General features: G+C 44.3%; 17 protein-coding genes. 15 read left to right on the top strand and 2 right to left on the bottom strand.

Translation table 11 applies throughout. From position 1 onward, the window contains the following. Window positions 1-56 precede the first annotated feature (56 nt). The 10 genes from V1L65_RS25730 to V1L65_RS25775 all read left to right on the top strand — a co-directional run bounded on the left by V1L65_RS25730 (window position 57) and on the right by V1L65_RS25775 (window position 11593). Window positions 57-320 carry an IreB family regulatory phosphoprotein gene (locus tag V1L65_RS25730; RefSeq protein ID WP_331702153.1) on the top strand — a complete coding sequence of 88 codons (264 nt, stop codon included), beginning with the start codon at window positions 57-59 and terminating at the stop codon, window positions 318-320. 106 nt (window positions 321-426) lie between these two features. Next, the gene (gene ruvX, locus V1L65_RS25735) at window positions 427-843 is read left to right on the top strand and encodes a Holliday junction resolvase RuvX (protein WP_331702154.1); all 417 of its coding nucleotides are present in this window, start codon (window positions 427-429) and stop codon (window positions 841-843) included. 8 nt (window positions 844-851) lie between these two features. After that, window positions 852-1148, top strand: coding sequence for a DUF1292 domain-containing protein (locus V1L65_RS25740; protein WP_331702155.1), 297 nt, complete (start codon window positions 852-854; stop codon window positions 1146-1148). After that, window positions 1148-1459, top strand: coding sequence for a DUF1292 domain-containing protein (locus V1L65_RS25745; protein ID WP_331702156.1), 312 nt, complete (start codon window positions 1148-1150; stop codon window positions 1457-1459). Before V1L65_RS25740 ends, V1L65_RS25745 begins: the two co-directional genes overlap by 1 nt. Before the next feature lie 230 nt (window positions 1460-1689). Then, the gene (mltG, locus tag V1L65_RS25750) at window positions 1690-2796 is read left to right on the top strand and encodes an endolytic transglycosylase MltG (RefSeq protein ID WP_331702157.1); all 1107 of its coding nucleotides are present in this window, start codon (window positions 1690-1692) and stop codon (window positions 2794-2796) included. 108 nt (window positions 2797-2904) lie between these two features. After that, window positions 2905-3837: a peptidase U32 family protein gene (locus V1L65_RS25755; RefSeq protein ID WP_331702158.1), complete on the top strand. Its 933-nt coding sequence runs from the start codon at window positions 2905-2907 to the stop codon at window positions 3835-3837. 39 nt (window positions 3838-3876) lie between these two features. Beyond that, on the top strand, window positions 3877-5133 hold the full coding sequence (locus tag V1L65_RS25760; RefSeq protein WP_331702159.1) for a peptidase U32 family protein: 1257 nt from the start codon (window positions 3877-3879) through the stop codon (window positions 5131-5133). Between the two features lie 183 nt (window positions 5134-5316). Beyond that, window positions 5317-7392 (top strand): methyl-accepting chemotaxis protein, encoded by a 2076-nt coding sequence (locus V1L65_RS25765; protein ID WP_331702160.1) that lies wholly within the window; start codon window positions 5317-5319, stop codon window positions 7390-7392. A 54-nt stretch (window positions 7393-7446) separates the two neighbouring features. Then, window positions 7447-9627: a methyl-accepting chemotaxis protein gene (locus tag V1L65_RS25770; RefSeq protein ID WP_331702161.1), complete on the top strand. Its 2181-nt coding sequence runs from the start codon at window positions 7447-7449 to the stop codon at window positions 9625-9627. Window positions 9628-9778: 151 nt separating this feature from the next. Then, window positions 9779-11593: a peptidoglycan D,D-transpeptidase FtsI family protein gene (locus V1L65_RS25775; RefSeq protein WP_331702162.1), complete on the top strand. Its 1815-nt coding sequence runs from the start codon at window positions 9779-9781 to the stop codon at window positions 11591-11593. A gap of 22 nt (window positions 11594-11615) precedes the next feature. On the opposite strand, the gene V1L65_RS25780 is transcribed toward V1L65_RS25775, so the two are convergent. Beyond that, window positions 11616-12767, bottom strand: coding sequence for an AI-2E family transporter (locus V1L65_RS25780; protein WP_331702163.1), 1152 nt, complete (start codon window positions 12765-12767; stop codon window positions 11616-11618). A gap of 311 nt (window positions 12768-13078) precedes the next feature. Between V1L65_RS25780 and V1L65_RS25785 the strand changes: the two genes are divergently transcribed. Further along, complete coding sequence (locus tag V1L65_RS25785) at window positions 13079-14488, top strand: polysaccharide deacetylase family protein (RefSeq protein ID WP_331702164.1); 1410 nt, start codon at window positions 13079-13081, stop codon at window positions 14486-14488. A 170-nt stretch (window positions 14489-14658) separates the two neighbouring features. On the opposite strand, the gene ilvD is transcribed toward V1L65_RS25785, so the two are convergent. After that, window positions 14659-16344, bottom strand: a complete 1686-nt coding sequence (ilvD, locus tag V1L65_RS25790) for a dihydroxy-acid dehydratase (protein ID WP_331702166.1) — start codon at window positions 16342-16344, stop codon at window positions 14659-14661. A 1051-nt stretch (window positions 16345-17395) separates the two neighbouring features. On the opposite strand from ilvD, the gene V1L65_RS25795 reads away from it, so the two are divergent. From V1L65_RS25795 to V1L65_RS25810, 4 genes are all read left to right on the top strand, one after another. Beyond that, window positions 17396-18100, top strand: coding sequence for a response regulator transcription factor (locus tag V1L65_RS25795; protein ID WP_331702168.1), 705 nt, complete (start codon window positions 17396-17398; stop codon window positions 18098-18100). Then, window positions 18090-19187, top strand: a complete 1098-nt coding sequence (locus V1L65_RS25800; RefSeq protein ID WP_331702169.1) for a sensor histidine kinase — start codon at window positions 18090-18092, stop codon at window positions 19185-19187. The genes V1L65_RS25795 and V1L65_RS25800 overlap by 11 nt, the downstream gene beginning before the upstream one ends. Window positions 19188-19602: 415 nt before the next feature. Continuing rightward, window positions 19603-20592, top strand: a complete 990-nt coding sequence (locus V1L65_RS25805) for a D-alanyl-D-alanine carboxypeptidase family protein (RefSeq protein WP_331702170.1) — start codon at window positions 19603-19605, stop codon at window positions 20590-20592. 308 nt (window positions 20593-20900) lie between these two features. After that, window positions 20901-21935: a BMP family lipoprotein gene (locus tag V1L65_RS25810; RefSeq protein ID WP_331702171.1), complete on the top strand. Its 1035-nt coding sequence runs from the start codon at window positions 20901-20903 to the stop codon at window positions 21933-21935. Window positions 21936-22042: the final 107 nt, after the last annotated feature.

Here is a 22042-nt window from a genome sequence, read left to right on the forward strand (position 1 = left end):
CCGTTTATCCTTCTGTGATTTAAGTATGATATGCTTCGAAAAGCGAGGTGCTGTTAGTGAGTTCCATGGACCAAACCATGAAGTTTAACGTGAAGGCGGAGGGGGTGGAAGCTTCTTCGGAAGACATTCTGCTGTCTGTGTATGAGGCGCTTCTTGAGAAAGAATACAATCCAATCAACCAGATCGTAGGTTATTTGCTGTCCGGAGATCCCGCGTATATTCCGCGGCACAACAACGCCAGAAGTTTAATTCGCAAAAAAGAACGAGACGAATTAATCGAAGAGCTGGTTCGGTTTTATCTTAAATCCAAAAAGTCATAATGCCAGCATTAGACATGGTTGGGTTCAATTAACCGTGCTTCCCCGGGAGAGCAATATACAGCAGATACACAAGTGGTATTAAGGAATGCAAGGAGCCGCTCATTACATGAGAGTTATGGGAATAGATTACGGAGATCGCAATATTGGAATCGCAATTAGCGACGCCTTCCAGTGGACTGCTCAAGGACTTGAAGTCGTTGAGAAAAGAAGAGATAGCGGAGAAATTGACCGCATCGCACAGTTGGTACGAGAGCATGAAGTATCGGAGGTAGTGCTAGGACTGCCGAAGAATATGAATGGCTCAATCGGCCCGCGTGGAGAAATTTCCATCGCATTTGCTGAGCTGCTAAAGGAAAAGCTCGGCATACCCGTTCACCTTTGGGATGAACGGCTGACGACCGTAGCAGCAGAAAAACTATTGGTTGATGCTGACGTCAGTCGTAAAAAACGAAAAGCCGTCATTGATAAGATGGCAGCAACGATTATTTTGCAAAATTATCTCGATTCTAAAACGAAAAGGTGAGGGTAACGATGTCAAAGGACGACATGCAGCATGAAGAACCGGAAATCATTTATATTCCGGATGAAGAAGGCAACGAGGAAGAGTTTGAAGTCATTATGAAGTTTGAAGTGGACAACTCGGATGCAATGTATATGATGGTTGTTCCGCTAATCAGCGAGAATGAGGAAGAGGATGAAGTCTACGCTTTCCGTTATGAAGAGGATGGCGACGATCTGAAGCTGTATACGATTGAAGATGAAGAAGAATGGAATATGGTCGAAGAAACTTTCAACACGCTAATGGGTGATTGGGAGGATCAGGATTAATGTCAGATGCACAGTATGCTGCTCCGCATCTGCTTCATCGGTTGAGCGAGGCATTCGGCAAAGTTATCGAGCTTGTCGATGACAACGGCGAGGAATTTGCTTATTACATCAAGGCTGAATTTCAGCTTGGCGATGCAGTCTATGCAGCACTTCAAACAGAAGATATGCGCAAGGAAGACGAGATTGATCTGTTCCGCGTAATCGAAATCGGCGACGATCTGCAGCTTGAATCGATTGACGATGAAGATGAATGGGAGACAGCCTGCGAAGCTTATGATGATTTGCAGTTTGCAGATGAAGAAAGACCTTAAAGATTGTGATGAATTACGCTAAGGGGACTGCTCGCCTGTCCTCTTTGCACCAATAAATCATCGATAAACGCGCTTCTCCAAAGAACAGCGGAGCCGTTTATCCTTGAATAAGTGCGTATAAGTGAACCTTATAGGCCATCATAAATATACACGCGGAAAACAGCTTTTGCCCTTGTGCTCGGCGATAGCTGTTTTCGTTTGTTCATTTCCGTAAAAGAAGGTGTAAATGCTTGGAGAAGGATAGGAAAAAAAAGCGAGTTCGCAAAAGAAAACCAGGACCGAGAGTTTGGCTAATTAATTTATGGGTCGTTATCAGCCTGCTCAGCTTAATGGCGCTTACGGCAGGCGGCGCAGCATTTTATTTATGGAATAACTTGCGTCCAATGCCAGCCGGGCCTGCAACTGAAATTACAATTACAAAAGGGATGTCTGCAAAAGGCGTATCCAATGAGCTTGAGGAAAAAGGGATTATTAAAAATGCCACAATATTCAGCTATTATTTAAAATATAAAAAAGAAGGCTCACGCTTTCAGGCTGGCCAGTATGAGCTCACCCCCGGCATGGATACGACCCAAATTATAGCAAAGTTAAATTCTGGAGATACGATCAAAGCAGAGACTATACGCTTTACTATTCCGGAAGGTTATACGATTGAGCAAATCGCAGATAAGCTTTCAAATGAAAAATTGGTCGATAAAGACAAGTTTTTAAAGCTGCTTGAAGAGGACAAAACATGGGGCGAGGTAGAGTCAGTCTTGTCTTTACCAAAGAACGCCAAGCTTAAACATAAACTTGAAGGCTATTTGTTCCCGGAAACGTATGAGATGAAAATAGGCAGCACAGAAGAGGAAATCATTTTGCGCATGCTTGCCGAGATGGACCGCAAGCTGGGTACATTGCCTGATGGCTGGCAGGATACACTGGAGCAATCTGGCCTAACCTTCCATCAAATGCTCACTGTCGCTTCGCTTGTAGAGCGTGAGGTTGTTGTCGACTCGGAACGTCCGATCGTTGCGGGCGTCATTTTGAATCGCCTTGCCAAGCCGATGAGGCTGGAAATAGATGCGACGATTCAATATGCGCTGGATAAGCCTAAAGAACGCTTGCTGCATGCCGATCTGGAAATCGAAAGTCCATACAATACGTATCGCAACGACGGTTTGCCGCCAGGTCCGATCGCATCGCCAAGCCTTGCTTCTATATCGGCTGTGCTGAATCCGGAAAAAACGGATTATTTGTTCTATGTTACTAAGAAAGACGGTACCAATACGCATTATTTTGCTAAAACCTTTAGCGAACACCAAAAAAATATAGAAAAAAGCAACCAAGGCAAGTAATAATGGACAAGCTCGAGTGCAATCTTCAGATGATTGCAGCTCGAGTATTTTCTAAATATAGGAAAGTATAGGTTCTCACCTTATACTTGTTTAGATAGGAGGCTCAACATGACCTATAAACCAGAATTATTATGTACCGCAGCATCGCTTGATGAAATGAAAGTCCTAATAGAAGCTGGTGCGGATGCGTTTGTTGTAGGAGAAGCACGCTTCGGGATGAGACTGGCAGGCGAATTTTCAATCGGGCAAATGCAAGAGGCAGCTGAGCTGGCCAAGAAGCATCGTGTAAAAATATACGCCGCTTTGAATAATGTGATAGACAATGCAGCGCTTCCGCTGCTTGACGACTATATTCTAGCGCTGCAGCGTATGCAGATTGACGGCGTCGTATTCGGCGATCCAGCAGTGTTGATGGCTGTCCGCCGCATGGCTCCGGATCTTAAGCTGCACTGGAACGCAGAGATGACTTCTACGAATTATTCCACTGCTAATTATTGGGGAAAACGCGGCGCTTCAAGATTTGTACTGGCTAGAGAGCTGAATATGGAACAAATTGTAGAAATGAAGGATCATACGGATCTGGAAATTCAAGTACAAGTCCACGGCATGACTAATATTTATCATTCCAAGCGTCAGCTTGTGCAAAGCTATCTCGATCATCACAATAATTCAGACCGCCTGCCTAGCAAGGCAATGGAGCAGGGGCTGTATTTGACAGAATCCGAGCGTCCCGGGGAAACATACCCTATTTATGAGGATATAAACGGTACTCATATTATGAGCTCCGATGATATTTGCATGCTTGAAAATTTACATGAGCTGCTTGACGCAAAGATTGATAGTTTCAAAGTAGAAGGTATAATGAAATCTACAGCATATAATGAAGCGGTTGTGAAAGCATATCGTCAAGTAATCGATTTATATATTGCATCGCCGGAGGCGTACAAATTTCAAGAGGAATGGCTGGAGCCGATTAAAGCGCTGCAGGATGAGAAGCGTGAGCTAAGTTTTGGCTTTTTCTTCAAGGAACAGGTTTATTAAAAGCGTTTGATATAAGGCTAAGCAAAGGTGTGATCAATAATGGGTATTGCTACTACACAAACTACAAAATATTCAGGCAAGCGCAATCGCTTGGAGCGGCCAGAGCTGCTAGCGCCGGCAGGCAACCTGGAAAAGCTGAAATTTGCGGTTCACTATGGCGCTGATGCCGTCTATATCGGCGGTCAAAAATACGGTCTCCGCTCCAATGCAGACAATTTTAGTTTTGAGGAAATGAAGGAAGGCGTTGAATTCGCTGCGCGCTACGGTGCAAAAGTATTCGTTGCGACCAATATTTATGCGCATAATGAAGATATTGAAGGACTTGAGCAATATTTGCGCAGCTTGCAGGAAGCAGGAATTGCAGCAATTATCGCAGCTGATCCAACGATCATCGAAACCGCGCAGCGTGTTGCGCCTAAGCTTGAGGTGCATTTAAGCACACAGCAGTCGACAATGAACTGGCAAACTGTCCAGTTTTGGAAGGATGAAGGGCTGCCCCGCGTCGTGCTGGCTCGCGAAACCAGCTTTGAAGAGATCGAACAGATCAAGCAGCATGTTGATGTTGAGATTGAAGCTTTTATTCATGGAGCAATGTGCTCCTCCTATTCAGGCCGCTGCGTATTATCTAACCATTTTACAGACCGGGATTCGAACCGCGGCGGCTGCTGCCAGTCCTGCCGTTGGAAGTATGATTTGCATGATGAAGACGAAGCGTTATATGAAGAAGACAGCGAATTGTTTACGATGGGCTCCAAAGATTTATGCATGATTGAATATATTCCAGAGCTGATTGATGTCGGTATCGACAGCTTCAAAATTGAAGGGCGCATGAAGAGCATTCACTATGTAGCGACAGTTGTGAATGTATACCGGCAGGCGATTGACGCATACTTTGCAGATCCGCAAGGGTATGAAGTGAAGCAGGAATGGCTGGATGAAATTAATAAAGCTGCCAATCGGCCGCTAAATACAGGATTTTTCCTTGATACACCGGGCGCTGAGGATCATATTTATGATGCTGAAGAAAAAGCGGCCCCATATGATTTCGCCGGCATTGTATATGATTTTGATGAGCGGACAAGCTTTGCAACCTTGCAGCAGCGCAATCATTTCAAGCTTGGGCAAGAGGTGGAATTTGTAGGCCCGGGCGGCAGATTTTTTAAACAAACGATTACGGAAATGACGGACATGGACGGCAATCCGCTTGAGGTTGCCCGCCACCCACTGCAATACATTCGGGTTAGAACGCTTAAGCCGGTCGAGCCGATGGACATGATGCGTAAAAAGATGAAATAAGTCAAATGCTTCACAACACAAGAACCTCTGAGACTAAAGTCGGGGTTCTTTTTGTTTTAGGTATTACAAAAGTCGGAAGAGAATCCGATAAATATTATAGTTCATACATAATTTACTTAATTTTCGAAGGCGAGGTCTGTTAATGTGAGTGATGAACAAGTATTAAAGAAGGGGAAATTAAAGATGAATCGTTCATCAAGCGAAGGCGAGTCAGCTGGAAGCCTCATTTATTCAGTAGGAACGAGATTATTTATTATTATTTTTATAAGTATTGTCGTTTGCGTATTGATGGTTGGAATGCTGGCTTATTCCGAGGCCAAAGGCTTGGTAGAGCGCAAAGTGTCAGAATCGAGCATGCAGACGATCAAGCAAGTTGCCAGCAATATGGACGTTATTTTTAAAACATACGAAGATATAACACTTTCTATGTTTACAGATAAAGAGTTCCAAAAGCTGACGGAAAATATTATGAATCAAACGAATGACTACGAACGATTTACAACGGAAAATCAGCTGTCCAGCAAGCTGCAAAGCTTTATGATGACAGACTCGAGCATCCGCGGTATGATGCTAATTCCGCTGCATGAGAAGCTGCCAGTACTGATAGCCGGCAATTCGACTGTGCTGAAGGTTGATGAAATTAAAGCAGCTGAGTGGTACAATCAGATACTTGAATATAGTGGAAAAACGTTTTGGATTCCTACCCAGCTGGAAGGCTTGACGACTCAGCAAAAATCGCCTTCAATCGGGCTAGGGCGCGTGTTACGAAATACTGGATCCAACAATTCAACATTTGTAGTCATTATAGATTTATCCGTGGAGTCTGTAAGCAAGCGCTTCAGCGATGTGTACTTAGGTGAAAACAGTGAACTAATCGTAATGGATGAGCAAAACAATTACATAATTTCTAATAATGAAGAATTAATTAATCAACCAGCTCCAGTGACGCTGCCGACAGATGGCGATGAAGCGGAATATGGCTCTAAGAAGCTGCTCACGGCTTCAGATGAAGAGGTATTGACGGTTTATCAGAAGTTCAAAGCGATGGACTGGAAACTGACAGGAATCATTCCTGTTGAAGAGTTGGTTAAAGATGCGCAAATTATTAATCGAGTGACATGGATTACAATCGCTGTGGCGGCGTTAATCGCAATCACGGTTGGCATATTTGTTGTATTCACGATAGCACGGCCGCTCAATAAGCTTACCTCCCAGATGGCAAAGGGGGCCAAGGGAAATCTGACGGTCCGCTATGAAGAGAAAAAACGGAGGGACGAAATTGGTCAGCTGGGCGGCAGCTTTAATGAAATGATGACGCAAATAGCTGGACTTGCCAAGCAAACTACGCAATCTGCCGTTGAAGTGCTGGCAACTGCAGAGCAGCTGTCGGATGTATCCAAAAAAACAGCCTTGGCTGCACAGGAAATTGCAGTAGCGACAGAAGAAATTGCCAAAGGGGCAACGAGCCTCGCTCATGAAGCAGAACGCGGCAGTGACTTGACCGTTAATATTACAGACCAGATGAAAGCTGTAATATATGCAAATGAGCAAATGGTGCAATCAGCTGCAGAAGTGGAGCAGGCAAGTGAAAAAGGAACCTCCTATATGAGCACGCTCATTGAGAAGACAGGCCAGACCGAAGAAATGACTCGCTCTATGGTGGAAAAGGTTGAAACCTTGAAGGATAGCACAGGCTCTATCGTTGAAATACTTGAGCTGCTCAACAATATTACGAAGCAAACGAATATTTTGTCGCTGAATGCAACGATCGAGGCGGCGCGCGCCGGTAGTGCGGGCAAAGGCTTTATGGTAGTTGCAGATGAAATACGCAAGCTGGCGGATCAATCCCGTCATTCCATCGATGTTGTAGGGCAAATGATCGCCAAAATCGAGACAGAAATGGATGAAACCGTAGAAGTGCTAGTAACCGCCCATCCATTGTTCCAGGAGCAAATTGCCTCTGTAAAGGAAGCGAATCAAATATTCCTTGCCGTACGAGGTCAGATGAGTGAATTTGCACAAAGTTTAGATGTTGTTTCATCGTCGGTTATAGATCTTAACCAGTCGCAGGCTATAGTAGCGGAGGCTATGACGAACGTAAGCGCAGTGGCTGAGGAATCATCAGCTACCTCGGAGGAAGTCGCGTCGCTAAGCAGCGAGCAAATGAATATAAGCACAGGTCTCGTTCAGCTTTCGGAACAGCTTGATTCTGTTTCGCAAGGGCTTAAAGAAACTCTCTCCAAATTTAAAATACAATAACGGCGCTGAATATTATTTTTTACAAGATAACAATAAGAAAGCGGGGCTGTTTGAATGCCAGGCAATTCAAAACCTATAAAGCAAGCTGTGAAGGAAAAGAAGGAAACGATTAAAGAAAAGAAGCAAGAAATGAAGCAAAAGCATGAGGACAAAAAAAATATTTGGAAGCAGATTCAGCAGAGCAATCTGCTCAGCTTTAGAAAGTCAATTGGAACGAAACTGTTCGCATTATTTTTTGTTAGTATTGTCGCCTGTGTACTTACGGTAGGATTGATGGCATATTCAAAAGCTAAAAATGCTATAGAAACAAATGTTTCCGATGCAAGCCTGCAGACGGTTACCCAAGTAGCAAACAATATGGATGTTGTATTCCAGACCTTCAATGATCTTTCATTGCAGCTGATTTTGGATAAGGAAATTAATTCGCTATTGGATACGATTGGCTCAACGACAGATGATTTTGAAAGATTGCAATCGAATCGGACATTGTCAGAGAAGCTGAACGCCTATATTATGAGTAATCGTTCTATTCTGGGCGCAGCGCTGATTCCTGAAAAAAGCGGAACGGTTATTATTGCCGGCAACGGTTCTACAACATTGGCGGATCAAGCCAAAGAAAAAGCATGGTTTAAGCACACTGTTGAGGAAGCGGGCCGTGTTAACTGGATCGCATCGGATTCAGACGGCATTATCGCATCGAATGGCGAGCCCGCCATAGCACTAACCAGACTTGTGAAGGGGATTAATGGAACTGGGAATAAACAATATGTGCTTGTAATAGAAATTCCGGTAAAATTCATCATTGAGCATTATGAGGAAGTAAATCTAGGCGAACATAGCAAGCTAGCTATTGTCAATAGCGATGGTGTTTATATTACTAACTATGATTACAATATGATAGGCTTGCCGACGGATGTTACATTGCCGCTAATCGCTGAAGAAGATGTAAGGGACAGCGTTAAGCTGAATGATTCGGCTGGCGCGGAGCTGCTAACTATTTACAAATCGTTTGAAACGATCCCAAAATGGAAGCTGGTTGGAACTATCCCTGTTGAGAATCTGATTAAGGATGCGAATCAGATTCGCGATCTTACTTTGATTACAGTTTTAGTTGCTGCTGTATTAGCTATTCTGATCGGAGCTCTAGTTATTCGTATCATTGCAGTTCCTCTTATTCAATTATGCCAGTTGATGCAAAAAGGCTCCGATGGCGATTTGACTGTAAGAGCGTCGCAAAAGAAACGCGCGGATGAGATTGGCCAGCTGAGCAGCAGCTTCAATGTGATGATGAGTCAAATCGGTGCGCTTGCGGTTCAGACGACGCGCTCTGCGGAAGAGGTGCTGACTACTGCAGGGCAGCTTTCAGACTCTTCCAGAAAAACGGCAATCGCAGCTCAAGAAATTGCTGTTGCGACTGAAGAAATTGCTAATGGCGCTACCAGCCTTGCTGTAGAGGCTGAAAAAGGAAGCGATATGACTAGCAATATTAATGAGCAAATGCAGAATGTTATGAATGCGAATCAGGAAATGGTGCAGTCAGCTGTTGAAGTGGAGCAAGCGAGCGAGCAAGGCACCAGCTACATGAATACGTTAATTGAAAAGACTGGCATGACAGAAGAGATGACGCGTTCCATGGTTGAAAAGGTCGATTCGCTAAAAGAAAGTACAGGCTCTATCGTTCAAATACTGGATGTGCTTACTAGCATTATGCAGCAGACCAATATTCTATCGCTTAATGCGGCAATAGAGGCAGCGAGAGCAGGTACGGCTGGTCGTGGATTTATGGTTGTAGCGGATGAAATTCGCAAGTTGGCTGAACAATCACGGCAATCGATTGAAGTTGTTGGCCAAATTACAGAATCTATTCAAACGGAAATTGGCGAGACGGTAGAAGTGTTATCGAATGCTTATCCAATATTCCAGGAGCAGATCAGCTCAGTGAAGGAAGCCAATCAAATCTTCTTAACAGTACGAGGCCAGATGGGGCAGTTTGTTCAAAAGCTAGAAAATGTAACAAGCTCGATAGGCGAGCTGGATAACTCGCAAACGATACTTGCGGATGCGATGACAAGCGTAAGCGCGGTTGCTGAGCAATCCTCTGCAACGTCGGAGGAAGTAGCATCGCTTAGCAATGAGCAGCTTGGCATCAGTGACAATTTGGTAGCTTTGTCAGAAAAGCTTGATGCTGTATCGCGCGGGCTGAAAGAAACGCTAACTAAGTTTAAGATCGAATAGATTGCAAGAGTGATTATGCTCGGTAGAGAGCCATAATCACTCTTTTTCTTTATTACCGATCTAAACGATTGCGCCATGCCGTATGAAGGTCTGCACGGTAAGGGAATAATAATGCTATGACAACAACCGACAGGAAGGTAAAGACATTGTTATGAGCAAAAGACTGTGGAAAATCGGAATGGCTATAACTGTTTTGCTGGCTTTGTTTACAATTCGATTGGCCTGGCTGCAGCTAATCCCGTCGAGCTGGACGACGCTTGCGACGACCGCAGGCACGCCTGAGAAGCTGGCGAAGTGGAAGCGGACCTCCATTCATCAAAGGCAGCAAAGCATCGTTGTGAATAGTGGAAGAGGCAATTTTTATGACCGCTACGGAAATCCGATAACAGGGGAAAGCTATATGTCCCTGGCGCTGTTTCCTGCTGTTTTTCGACATTGGGAAGAGCAGCAGGAAACAAAATTGAACGAGCTGGCTACACTTCTGTCCATCAGCCGCTCAGATTTGCTGGAGTATTTAAAGAAGCAGCAGGATCCGGCTTATTGGCAGGACAGAAATGGAAGGCCAATAAAATTATCTGACAGAGAAGCAGAACGGATCGAACAGCTGCATATAGATGGAATAAGAGTATTGCCCTATCAAAATAGATATATTGCAGCTTTTGAAAATAAACATATTATCGGATTTACAAGCCAGCATCCAGAATGGCTGCTGCGCAATGAACAAAAAGCGGTCATGTCCGGCAAGCGCAGCTTGACCGACCAGGTAGGCGGCAGCGGCCTGGAGCGCTCCCTTGAGCCGCTTATTCATAGTGTTGGAGCGACGTATGCCTCCTATTATTTTGATGGGCGCAACTATCCGCTCCATGGGCTCGATTTGCGCATTAAACAGCCGCGCAATAGCTATTATCCGCTTGAAGTAATAACCACGATAGATTTGGGACTGCAAAACAAATTGGAAGAGTATGCGGATCAGATCGGGCTAGTTGAAGGCGCGATAGTTGTGCTTGATGCAAACAATGCGGATATTGCAGCGATGGTATCCAGACCGAAGCTGCCGCAACGATTTACAGCATCGGATGGCTCTCAGTGGACGAACTATGCGTTAAAGGCAGTTGCACCAGGATCGATCTACAAGCTTGTAACGGCTGCTGCAGCGCTTGAAGCGGGCATGGCGGATAAAGATGAGCTCTTTTATTGCAACGGTTCCTACGGCAAATATAAGCTTAGCTGCTGGAAGCGGGACGGACATGGCGCAATTACGTGGGAGGAAGGTCTCGCCCAATCCTGCAATATTGTATTTGCGACGCTTGCTGAGCGAGCGGGAAGCGAGCGGCTTGAACGTACGGCGAGTGCGCTGGGCATGCTTGGACAGGCTGGCTGGCAGAGCAAGCAGACGAAAGCGCTGCTGCCTGCAAAGCTGCGGCTGCTGCAGGAAGAGGAGCCGGGAAGAATATTTTTGCCAGAGGCGGCGCCTGTTGATGGCGGTGTGACTGCCCAAAGCGGAATCGGTCAGCGCGATGTGGCGATATCCCCGCTTCAAGCTGCCAATCTTGTCGTTACCTTGCTTCATAGCGGTACTGTGCTCGAGCCGCGGAGTGTAAAAGAGATACGCTATGCCAATCATCAGACGATGGTCAGGCTGCCTGTGCAGACTGCCTCCAGCACCTCCCGCATACGCCAAAGCACGTCAGCGGCTATTCTTAAAGGGATGGAGGCGGTAGTGGAGAGAGGGACGGGAAAAGCAATTCGCCCCGGTATATGGAGGCTGGCCGGCAAAACCGGTACCGCACAGGTAGAGAAGAAAGGTCAGGAGCGGGTACATCAATGGTTTATCGGTTATGGCCCGGTACAAAAGCCAAAATACGCTGCAGCTGTGCTATCCGCTAACCGCTCGACTGTCAGCTCCAATCAAGCAGCTGTTATATTTCGAGGCGTTATGGATATTGCTGCACAGCTGCAGCGTTGACAGATACCAACGGTATTACTTTCTAAACTTGGTCTTTTGGCAAGCCGGCTTGAACATCGTCCGCGGCCGGCTTGTTTTCATCATCGTCAAATTCATCAATAGGCGTTCGAATCCATTGATGCAGATAGCCTTGATCGTATAGTGATTTCAACAAAATAACTAGAACAGGCGATAGAATAACGCCGGCAACGCCGAACAAGGATAGCGAAATAATCATAAAGGCTAACATCGTAAAGGCGGATACACCTAAAGAATCGCCGGTAATTTTGGGTTCCAGCACTTGGCGGGTCAGGATAACGACCAGCAGCAGCACAGTAAGCCAAATGGCTAAAGAGGTTTGACCGACGATAAACAAATAGGTAATCCACGGAATAAACAGCGTGCTGACGCCAAGCAACGGCAAAATATCGAATATAGCCGCTACAAACGCCACTGTAAAGGCGTTTTTGACATTCAATATAATTAGTGCGATCAGAATGACCACAAATGTGACTGTAATCATTTTAAGCTGGGCTTTTATGTAGGAAGCGATGCCTTTGAATACATTTTCTTTAAGGAATGAAAATGCTGCTTTAAACGTTTTTGGCGTCTTTTCTTTAGCGATCCGGTTCCAGTCTTTAATTTCAATGCTAAGGAAATAGGCTAAAATGATACCCACAATAAGATTGAACAAAAAGGCAGTGAAGGATGAAAAATAGCCTAACAGCGCGAGTAATCCTGTTTTTAGCCATTTGATTATATTTTCGGACATGCCTTGCAGAAGCTCACTCGATTTTTTTACAACATCCACATCTTCAGGCAGCTTGCCGATTTGAATTTGCAGCTCTTCAGCAATAATAGCAATATTAGTTGCTAATATATCCTGATATTCAGGAAATTTATTGACCAGCTCCGTGCCTTGCTTTGTTATCATATAAGCGATGCCGGAGAAGGCTGCCAGAATGAGAAGGGTAAAGATGACGATAGAAATGCCTGTCGCAATAGATTTTTTTATTCCCCATTTATTAAGTAATTTTGCCAAAGGTTCAATAACGAGAAAAATAACGAAAGCGAAAAATATTGGGGTGGCTATGTGGTATACATAACTGAAAGCAAACATAATTAAATAGACGGTTAGTGCAATTAAAGCGATATCAAAAGCGGTTCTCCAATATTTTTTATAAAAAGGAAGCATTCATTACTCTCTCCTTTAGAATCATATAATAGCTAGTACGGACAAAAGTGCAATTAGATTCATTAAGTTTGTACTATAAAAAATTAAGTTTAGTACCTATTTATTGACTGAATATGCTACAATTAAAGTTATCGCTGTTAAATTATTTGGATGAACTGATTCGTGTTTTGTTGCTAATCCATTGAACAAGAGGGATTTATAAACAGTACGATGGATCCTGCATTCGTACATGTTCAGATGAAGCTTGGCAGTTTTTGGATTGCTTTGCTTGTTATCATGTACAATATCATAAACGGTGGGGAAAATAAACTATGGAAAATTTGCTGTTGTGGGGATTCTATGTGATGACCTTCTACGCTTTTCTTCCGGGGCTTGTCAGTCGTACATTCGGATTTCGCGTTTTTAAAAAAGGAGATGCCCATAAAGAAATTGCGCTGACCTTTGATGACGGGCCTGACCCGGTTTATACAAAAAAGTTGTTGGACTTATTAGCGCGCTATGATGCGAAGGCAACTTTTTTTGTAGTAGGTGCTCACGCTGAAAAAGAACCAGAGCTGCTTAAGCGTATGGTTGAAGAGGGCCATGTGATCGGTGTCCACAATTATGTGCACAAATCCAACTGGCTTATGCGTCCCAAAACGGTGAAGCGCCAAATTGATCGTACAAACGATGTCATTGAGGCTGCCACTGGCAAAAGATCAATTTACTACCGTCCGCCTTGGGGCATTGTAAACTTGTTCGATTATTCCAATCTGGGACATATGCAAATTATTTTGTGGTCGGCGTTATTCGGCGATTGGCGTATACGCGTGGGAGCAAAAGGCATGGAGAAGCGGCTTATGAAAAAGCTCCGTCCCGGTGAAGTGCTGCTGCTCCATGATTGCGGACGGACGCTTGGCGCAGATATCGATGCTCCGGCTAATATGCTTGCTGCGCTTGAAGTTTATTTGGAGGCAGCCAAGCAAAAAGGCTATTCCTTTGTCGGCATTGATCAAATGATCAAATTGACTGACGCTAATCGTTTGCTTAGGCTTTCTCCGATCAAGCGTCTGCTAATTTCATTGTGGCTCGGTTGGGAAAAGCTGTTCCACGCGATGTTCCGCTTAAAGCAAGTCGGCGATCGCGAGACCCCGACTTTTTACTACCGCATTACTCCTTATACCGGTCAAAAGGTCGAGCTGGCCGAAGGTGGTCAGGTAGAGAAAGGCGATCAGATCGCTGAGCTTCATTTTGACAATAAGATGCTGTCCAGTATTGCCGTTACCTCCAAAACACCACTTGCGGCAGGACTGCGAATGCTTCGAGAAATCGAATATGCCTTGCCGCAGCTGGCTGATCAACTGGCTGCCGATCCGGAAGCCAAAAATATTAAAGCGGTATATGGCGTTACGATGATACACCGAGGGGCAGACCGGCTAGGATTTCAGGTTATACCGATGCCTGATGGGATGTTTGCACGAGCGTCCAGCATTTATTTGAATTTATTAATGAAGGTGCTAACCAATCCCAAGCTGCAAAATAAACGGAAATCATCGAATTTGACCAATAAGAAGCTTACGCCGCGTATATTGCTAATGCCGACGCAAGTCGTTAAAAAATATGCGACATCCAGTCTGAATCGAGTGCAAGAGGAAGCAGAGCGGATAGGCGGTGCTGTTGAGCGGAGCTTTCAGCAGGCAGCTGACGAAACAGCTGCTTTAGGTACGAAAACCGTTATGTAATGTTCTTATACTTATTAAGCCATAAAAAACCAGCAACGCATTTGACTGAAGCAGTCAGCGTATTGCTGGTTTTTTGCTGTAATAAAAACGGTTGTTATACGCTCAGCGCATGTTAAAAGAAAACCTGTACGCCCTAATTAAAGGACGTACAGGTTTAGAAAAAGTAAATACTACATTTTCATTACGCCGCCTGTGCTGGCAGATGTAACAAGATGAGCATAACGGGCCAAGTAGCCGCGTTTGATTTTGAGTTCGAAGCCAGGCCATGCAGCGCGGCGTTTCTCAAATTCTTCATCGCTTATCAGCAAATCCATCGTACGGTTGTTCATATCAATTTCGACGATATCGCCATCTTGAACGAAAGCGATCGGGCCGCCTTCAGCAGCTTCAGGCGAAACGTGACCGATACTAATGCCGCGGGATGCGCCGGAGAAGCGGCCATCTGTAATAAGTGCTACTTTGGCGCCAAGTCCCATACCAACAATTTGTGAGGTTGGAGCGAGCATCTCAGGCATGCCTGGGCCGCCGCGCGGTCCTTCATAGCGAATAATAACAACATGTCCTTCTTTAATTTTGCCATTAGCGATGCCTGCCAGGCAGTCATCTTGTGAATCGAAGCAAATCGCAGGACCTTTATGGTAGCCGCCTACCGATTTGTCAACGGCGCCAGTTTTAATAATTGCTCCGTTTGGTGCAAGGTTGCCGAACAGAACAGCTAGTCCGCCGCGCTCTGTATGCGGGTTATTAATTGTATGAATAACGTCCGTATCTTGGATCTCACAGCCAGCTGCATTCTCGCGCAGCGTTTTGCCGGTTACAGTAATACAGTCGCCATGCAGCGCGCCTTCTTTTTTGAACAATTCATTCAAAATCGCGCTAACGCCGCCTGCATTATGAACGTCTTCGATATGGTAGTCGGATGCAGGAGCGATTTTAGCCAGATGCGGTACGCGTTCAGCAACTTCATTAATACGCTCGATCGGATAATCAATACCAGCTTCATGAGCAATAGCGAGCGTATGAAGAACGGTATTTGTTGAACCGCCCATAGCCATATCCAATGCAAAAGCGTTGTCGATTGCTTCTTTAGTAACGATATCGCGAGGCTTGATATCAAGCTTAATAATTTCCATCAGCTGGCGAGCAGCCTGCTTAACGAATTCTTTACGCTCTGGCGATACAGCAAGAATTGTACCGTTGCCCGGAAGCGCAAGTCCTAGTCCTTCTGCCAAACAGTTCATGGAGTTGGCTGTAAACATGCCTGAGCAGGAGCCGCAAGTAGGGCAGCCATATTGCTCCAGCTCCATTAGCTGACTATCATCGATTTTGCCGGCCTGGTGAGCGCCGACGCCTTCGAATACACTGGATAGAGAAATGGAACGGCCATCGGAAGTTTTTCCGGCTTTCATCGGGCCGCCGCTGACAAGCATAGTTGGAATGTTAACGCGCAAAGCGCCAAGAATCATACCTGGCGTAATTTTGTCACAGTTAGGGATACATACCATGCCATCAAACCAGTGAGCATTAACTACTGTCTCGACAGAGTCGGCGATAATTTCGCGGCTTGCAAGGGAATAGCGCATGCCGATATGTCCCATCGCAATGCCATCGTCAACGCCAATTGTGTTGAATTCAAACGGCACGCCGCCTGCTTCGCGAATCGCTTCTTTTACAAGCTTTCCGAATTCCTGAAGATGAACGTGGCCAGGAATAATGTCAATATAGGAGTTACAAACCGCGATAAACGGCTTGTCAAAATCTTCTTCCTTGACGCCGGCAGCACGCAGCAAGCTGCGGTGAGGCGCGCGGTCGAAGCCTTTTTTAATCATGTCAGAGCGCATTCTTTTTGATGCCATCGGTAGAACCTCCTCATTATAAAGAACAACGAAATAAATTTCGCGATTCCGTGTCTATAAAAAATTATCAATACAGTCCAGTTTATCATATTGGCCAAGTATTGGCTACACTTTGAGCTTGGGGGAGGAGGCGTGGCGAAGGCAGCTATTTATGCACAAAAGCGTTTAATTTGCTCGAGAACAAAAATTGCTTATCATATGGCTCGGGGCATATCCTATTTTAGAATGGAGAAATGGCCAAGCGCTGGTGGAAGCTAAATACAATTTGTGCTTCTAGATTCGTCTTTGTTATCAAATAAACGATTCTACATGTACAACATCAGACTGTGTAAAACCTTTTGCATCGTGAAATGTATATGAAATATCATATACAATTAACCGTTTTGAGGTGGCACCGACCGATTCTGTATGAATTTTCATATACAATTGTGTTATTTGGGGCATTTCAGCGAAATGTATATGAAATATCATATACAATTAGCCGTTTTGAGGTGACATTGACCGATTCTGTATGATTTTTCATATACAATTGTGTTATTTGGGGCATTTCAGCGAAATGTATATGAAATATCATATACAATTAACCGTTTTGAGGTGGCACCGACCGATTCTGTATGAATTTTCATATACAATTAGCCATTTTGAGGTGGCACCGTCGCGCATAGTGTTGATGAGTTTCGTACAATAGAAAAATTTCTGTTTTCGTTGAAAATAGCGCCTTTTCAGATTCGTTAGAAATATACTTTTCCAAAAGCTGATTTCATGTACCTAGTAGTGCCGTTTTCGATGTTTTTCAAAGTACACATGCAGGATTCATCCTAGCTAGCACTGGATTTTGGTCAATGACATCATAAAACAGCTGCCGAAATTAAGCTGCGAAAGTTGATATTATAAAATGTATTGTTTTAAAAAAATATTAACAAATGCTTAAATATTATAAATGTTGCTGTATTTTCATGACGTAGGGGAGGCAGTTCATGTATAGTAAGCAGAGAAGCATCAATGATAGTAAATAGTTGCTGAACATATTATAAGCGGAGGCGAGTTACGCTTGGATAGACGTATTCTAATTGTAGATGATGAAAAAGAAATCGCGGATTTAATTGAAATATATTTGCGCAATGAAGGCTTTTTAACAGAGAAGGCATATGACGGAGAGCAGGCTCTTGAATTGTTTGCAGAGCAGGACTTTCAACTGGTCATTCTTGATATTATGATGCCTAAGCTTGATGGGCTGGAGGTTTGCAGAACGTTGCGCCGTGACCAGCATGTACCCATCTTGATGCTTAGCGCCAAGACGCAGGATATGGATAAAATATTAGGATTAATGACAGGGGCCGATGATTATATGACTAAGCCCTTCAATCCGCTAGAGCTTCTGGCACGCGTTCGTTCCTTGCTCCGGCGCTCTTACCAGTACAGTGCTGTAAAGGAGTCAGGATCGCCAGAACGCAACGAGCAGGAGTTGCGGCTAGGGCAGCTGCGTATCGATAAGTTGAGCCATTCGGCGGAAGTGAACGGGGTTCCTCTGCATTTGACTTCTACCGAATTTGGCATTTTGCATCTGCTTGCCAGCCAGCCGGGCCGAGTGTTCAGTGCAGAGGATATTTTTCAGCAGGTTTGGAAAGAGAAATATTTTGATTCCAATAATACGGTAATGGTCCATATAAGCAAGCTTAGAGATAAGCTGGAGAAGGAGCTTGGAGAAAAGCTGATCGTTACAGTATGGGGAGTGGGATATAAAATTGAAGGATAATTTAATGTTCCGTTTAATTTTTCGCAGCTTGGTTAACGTAGTGATAAGCGGAGTATTGGCTTTTGCCACATTAATGTTTCTAATTTTTACGGGTGAAGTAGCAGGCCGCAATTTTCGGACGATTCGCAGTATCGGGTCCTCGCTTTTAAACATGTTCGGCGATACTGTGTTTTTTGGCTTGACTGGCATTTGCCTGTTTATTTTTTATTTCGTCGTTTTGCAGTGGTTTTTATTCAACTATTTGAATGTCGTGAATGAGACCGTCAAAAAAATTGCGAACGGACAGCTGCAGCTTAATCATCAGATTCCAATGCGGCATAACAATCCTTTCAGCAATTTGGCGCAAAATGTAAATCAGCTGTCGTCTCGTTTGGAAAATGCGCTCGAGGAGGAAAGACGGGCTGAGCAAACTAAAAATGAGCTTATTACGAACGTTTCACATGATCTGCGAACGCCACTCACATCCGTTATCGGCTATTTGGGACTTATCGAGCAAGATCGCTACCGCGATGAAATAGAGCTTCGCTATTATGTGCAAATCGCGTACGAAAAATCGCAGCGCCTGCATGTGCTCATCGATGATCTGTTTGAATACACGAGAATGAGACATGATTCCGTAACCTTGCATAAAGAACAGGTCAATATCGTTGAGCTTTTAGGCCAATTGCTGGCACAATATCATTTGTCTCTGCAGGAGGCGGGAATGAATAGCCATATGACCAGCTCCAAGCCTGTTATTATGCTGGAGGCTGATCCAGCTATGCTGGCCAGAGTGTTTGAGAATTTAATTGCCAACGCGATGCATTACGGAAAGGATGGCCGCAGGCTCGAGCTGCACACGGAGCTTGTTGGAAGAGAAGTCGCAGTTGATGTCATTAATTATGGCGAGCCGATTTCCTCATTGGATTTGCCGCATCTATTTGACCGGTTTTATCGCGTTGATAAGTCGAGAACACAGTGGAAGGGCGGTTCAGGCTTAGGCCTTGCGATATGTAAAAGCATCGTTGAAAAGCATGGCGGACGTATAGAAGTGACGAGCACAATGGAGCGGACCGTTTTTAGAATCTATTTGCCAGTGAAATATTGAAAATAGGGCTAACCAGAATCAAATGTTTGGACTGCATTAACGCTGCCATTCCGGATTTTAGATATTCCTAAAGTAGTTGATGTAAAAAAATGATGCAAAAGTTCAGAATACGTTAATCTTATAATGAGTCGTACTAAAATCCCTGAATGTTGTCCGCAACTCCATTCCAAACGAGGATTTTGGCTATGGCTCCTTTTTTGCGATCCTAGCTTTTCACAACTATGCGGACTGATCTATCATGTTCGGATGTTTTTGAATGAGTAGCGCCGGCCCGCCAATTTATGCTTTGTAAAAGTTGAAAGCACACGTTAATTATTAAGAAACGTTAAGCTTTTTTTATGATTCAGTTACAACCTCCTTAAACTTCGCTTTGTATAGTGGACTATATAAGAAGTGAAACGATGGAGGAATGAATATGTTCAAGCAGTCAGAACGTCTTTTTAATACCAACATATCTCGGGCCGGAAGTGGCAGAAAAAAGAAAAATGCTTTTCCTATTATTGCCCTAATTGCTTTTGCTGCTTTAATCTATGCATTATCCAGTTCGGTTAAAAGCGGTGCTGCCAATGGGGGCCAGCCATTATTGGGGGCTAAAGCGGCAATATTGCTTGATGCGGCTACTGGTGAAGTTCTGTATGAGGTCAATGCGGATGAGGCGATGCCGCCAGCAAGCATGTCCAAAATGATGACCGAACTTATTGTGCTGGAGCAGATTAACGGGAAGCATATTTCGTGGAAGGATAAAGTAACAATAAGCCGTTACTCAGCTGAAGTGCCCGGCTCACAAATGGGGGCGCTAGAAGGGGAAAGCTACACGGTTAGAGAGCTTTTTGATGCTGTAGTGATTCATTCTGCCAATGATGCGGCTGTCGCTCTAGCCGAGCATATTAGCGGCTCAGAGGAGAAATTTGCAGCTCTAATGAACGACAGAGCAAGCAAGCTTCAATTGTCTGCAAATACTTATTTTGCAAATGCTACAGGGTTGAACAATGCCGACTTAATCGCATTCCATGAGGCTTCCAGCAGCAGTAATACGATGATGACAGCATCCGATGCTGCGAAGCTGGCCGGTTATTTAATTAAAAAATATCCTGAGGTGCTGGAAATATCAAGCCGAAGCAGCTTGAAGCTTGAGGGGCTAAGCAAAGTATTGCCTGCTACTAATCAAATGTTGAAAGGCGGGAGCTTCTATTATCCTGGCAATGACGGCTTCAAAACAGGATACACGCCTGAAGCGGGCTATTGCTTTACGGGCACAGCTATACAGGATGGACGCAGATTGATCTCAGTAGTTATGGGGGTCGGCAGCTCTGACCAGAGATTTGAAGATACGGCTAAATTATTCAAGTTTGGTTATAATAACAAGCAAGCTGCTATCCCATTACTTACAAAATGGTTCAACTAATATAATGCAGACGCGGATGCGTTATGGATATGCGGATTCCGGTTCATTAATCTGAACATCAATAGCAGCTCAAAAGGCTGCTATTTTACTGTAAAAAAGGAAACACTGACCAAAGTAAGGGTATTCAATGTTACAAAATTGTGAATAAAGAGCTTTTTGCGCCAGATTAACTTCACCATTCATTCAATGATGGCGAAAAATGTTGTAAAATGTTGAAGGTGCTTGATATGAATAGGTTGACAAAAGCCCACAAAACAACTAGGATTAAAGGGAATTAAGTTTTTGGACAGGAACAGGGGGAGACATAATTGAAAAAACAGATCGCATTATTATTGACACTAGTATTAATGGTAGGCTTGCTTGCAGCCTGCGGCGGTTCTGACAAAGAAAAAAATAATAACGGCAACGACAAAGGTGCTGACGGCGGCTCAGACAAAAAACAGCGCATCGCACTTGTATTGCCGGAAAAAATCGGCGTTAACCCTTTCTTTGAGCTAATGGATCAAGGCTTGAAAAAAGCGGGTGAAGAGTTCGGTGTAGAAGTTAAAACAACAGAAGCATCCGACCCGGCGGCGTTTGAGCAAAATCTTCGATCTGCAGTTGCTGACAACTATGACTTGATCATTACAGCTACATTCCAAGCGGAGGATGCTCTAAACAAAGTAGCAGCCGAAAATCCAAACAGACCTTTTGCTATTGTGGATACTAAGGTTGACCTGCCTAACGTGCGCAGCGTAGCGTTCCGTGAGCATGAAGCAGCTTTCCTGCTTGGCGCTGTTGCAGGACTTGTTACTAAAACAAACAAGGTCGGCGCAGTTGTAGCGATGGATGTGCCGATTATGACTCGTTATACTAAAGGCTTTGAGCAAGGTTTGAAACAAACAAACCCTAATGCTGAATTTATTATCAACTATGTAAACAGCTTTAATGATGCAGCGAAAGGCAAAGAGCTAGCTCTTGATCAGCATGCTAAAGGCGCTGACTTTATTGCAGGCATTGCAGCAATTGGTGATTTCGGCGTTTGGGAAGCTGCTAAAGAGCAAGGCTTCTATTCTTCTGGACAAGACGTAGACCGTACAGTAGAAGATCCTGAGCATGTTATTGTGTCGCAGCTAAAAGGTGCGGATACTGTAACTTATGAGACAGTAAAATCTTTTGTAAACAATACGTTTGAATTTGGCGAAGTGGATTACGGTCTTAAAGAGGATGGCGTTGGCTTGACTTATGTAACAAGAGACAGCGTTACTCCGCTTAGCCCGGCGATCGGCCAAGAAAATATCGACAAAGTAAAAGCTCTTGCACAAGACGTTATTTCTGGTAAAATCGAAGTAATGTCGAAATAATGTCGAAATGAATACAAATTGCCTATGAGCGGTCAGCTTATAAGCGCACAGTGTTCAAGAAGAAGCTGCACACTTATTTACTTGGGATAGTTTCTTCATACTCGTTA

Origin of the sequence: Paenibacillus sp. IITD108, assembly GCF_036541265.1 — a bacterium.
Lineage (GTDB): Bacteria > Bacillota > Bacilli > Paenibacillales > Paenibacillaceae > Pristimantibacillus.

Excerpts from the sequence above, each read along its gene's own strand:
- V1L65_RS25770 (WP_331702161.1), top strand. The coding sequence starts at position 7,447 with ATGCCAGGCAATTCAAAACCTATAAAGCAAGCTGTGAAGGAAAAGAAG.
- ruvX (WP_331702154.1), top strand. The coding sequence starts at position 427 with ATGAGAGTTATGGGAATAGATTACGGAGATCGCAATATTGGAATCGCA.
- V1L65_RS25755 (WP_331702158.1), top strand. The coding sequence starts at position 2,905 with ATGACCTATAAACCAGAATTATTATGTACCGCAGCATCGCTTGATGAA.
- V1L65_RS25805 (WP_331702170.1), top strand. The coding sequence starts at position 19,603 with ATGTTCAAGCAGTCAGAACGTCTTTTTAATACCAACATATCTCGGGCC.
- V1L65_RS25760 (WP_331702159.1), top strand. The coding sequence starts at position 3,877 with ATGGGTATTGCTACTACACAAACTACAAAATATTCAGGCAAGCGCAAT.
- V1L65_RS25785 (WP_331702164.1), top strand. The coding sequence starts at position 13,079 with ATGGAAAATTTGCTGTTGTGGGGATTCTATGTGATGACCTTCTACGCT.
- V1L65_RS25740 (WP_331702155.1), top strand. The coding sequence starts at position 852 with ATGTCAAAGGACGACATGCAGCATGAAGAACCGGAAATCATTTATATT.
- V1L65_RS25745 (WP_331702156.1), top strand. The coding sequence starts at position 1,148 with ATGTCAGATGCACAGTATGCTGCTCCGCATCTGCTTCATCGGTTGAGC.
- V1L65_RS25775 (WP_331702162.1), top strand. The coding sequence starts at position 9,779 with ATGAGCAAAAGACTGTGGAAAATCGGAATGGCTATAACTGTTTTGCTG.
- V1L65_RS25780 (WP_331702163.1), bottom strand. The coding sequence starts at position 12,767 with ATGCTTCCTTTTTATAAAAAATATTGGAGAACCGCTTTTGATATCGCT.
- ilvD (WP_331702166.1), bottom strand. The coding sequence starts at position 16,344 with ATGGCATCAAAAAGAATGCGCTCTGACATGATTAAAAAAGGCTTCGAC.
- V1L65_RS25765 (WP_331702160.1), top strand. The coding sequence starts at position 5,317 with ATGAATCGTTCATCAAGCGAAGGCGAGTCAGCTGGAAGCCTCATTTAT.